Consider the following 1,537-nt stretch of genomic DNA (forward strand, 5'->3'; position numbering starts at 1 on the left):
CCGAAGGTTACCAACCGATCTTGTACCCAGTGGGTGATGAGAACGACATTGGTTTCTTCACCACGTCGACGAAAAAGCTTAACCCAGTCACGAATAAATACGACCGTGATGTGGTTTACCTCAATCGTTTCAACCCAGATCAAAGCTCTATCAAATATTACTTGAGCGACAATTTCTTTGAAGAGAAGAACAAGTTGTTCTTGGATGCAACGCTGCAATCGATCGACAAGATGAACCAAGCGCTGAATGTATTTGGGGCGGATGCAGGCAAGCCTGAAATCGAGATTGTGAACAAAACCAAAGCGGCTGGTATTCACCCAGGAGATCTGCGTTACAACGTGATTAACCTGATTGACGAGCCTCTAGCGAACGGTCTGCTTGGCTATGGCCCGTCGGTTTCTAACCCGATGACGGGGGAAATCATCAAAGGCCACGTGAACCAATACGCAGGTGTTGCAAGAACGGGTGTGCCTTTCTATTGGGATAACTTGGCGCGTTTCTATAATCGTAATCAACTGGACTTAGATGGCTTAGATCCATTGCCAACCAGCAGCGAATCTGTGAAAACAGAAGTTGCGGATAGAATTGAAGCGCTTTCTACAATGGCGGCGATGGCGAGCCTGAAATCGGATGAAAACATTCATGCGCCGCTCGTTTCAAAAGAAGACATCGTTTCTGGAAAAGCGGCGACGAAGAGCCCAACTCAGCTAATGAAAAACTTCAATGATGACATGGAGTTTGAAAAGGTGGTTGAAGTTGAAGAGAACCGTTTGTCTTTCTGGGCAGAGAACAACGTCTATCCAATCGAAGCGTCGTGGGTTTCTTCAACCAATAAGGCCATGTTGGACAACTTGAAGTTGGATGACGAGCGTTACTTTGAGATCAAACTCGATGACGCAGGTAACGAAGTATCGCGTCAGCTTAAGCGTTGGAAATACCTACCAAAAGAGTTGCAAGTGAAAGCCGCAGATGCGATTACGGTTGCGACTTACAGCAATACGCTTGTTCACGAGCTTGGTCATAACATGGGTCTGCGCCATAACTTTAAAGGCTCAAATGACAAAGCGAACTACTACACGCTAGAGCAAGCGCATCAACTTGGTTTGAACAACATTCCTGCTTACAGTTCGACGATGGACTACGCACCAAGCATGTTGGATGAAACGCCAACTTGGGGTCTGTACGATATTGCGGCGTTTAAGTTTGGTTACGGTCGTAAAGTCGAGACGATTCAAGATTCTTCAGGTTCAGCTCCTGCATCTGTTGCGAAACCGGCAGACAGTGCGAGCGATGAAGACAAAGCGGCATACGCTCGTTACCTCGCTGATCAGCAAGCCTACCAACAAAGCTTTGCATACAAGTTTGGCAACAATCCAGACAACACATCGCTGATGGTGTGTTCTGAAGTGAAGGCGCTAACGGGGAACGAGAAAGGCAAATCACTCTACAACTGTGACTTCAGCCGATTCGATACCGCCGCGTTGTCTGATGATCCTGAACTGAATGCGAAAACTCGTTATGGCGCACTTTACTACCT

The 1,537-nt window shown here is 47.0% G+C and carries 1 protein-coding gene; it reads left to right on the forward strand.

Annotated features, from left to right (window positions below; genetic code table 11):
* Positions 1–1,537: M66 family metalloprotease (locus R7070_RS24985; RefSeq protein WP_318141368.1), on the forward strand; the 1,537-nt coding region annotated here is incomplete at both ends.

It is taken from the genome of Vibrio sp. 1557 (genome assembly GCF_033340175.1).
Taxonomy (GTDB): domain Bacteria; phylum Pseudomonadota; class Gammaproteobacteria; order Enterobacterales; family Vibrionaceae; genus Vibrio; species Vibrio alginolyticus.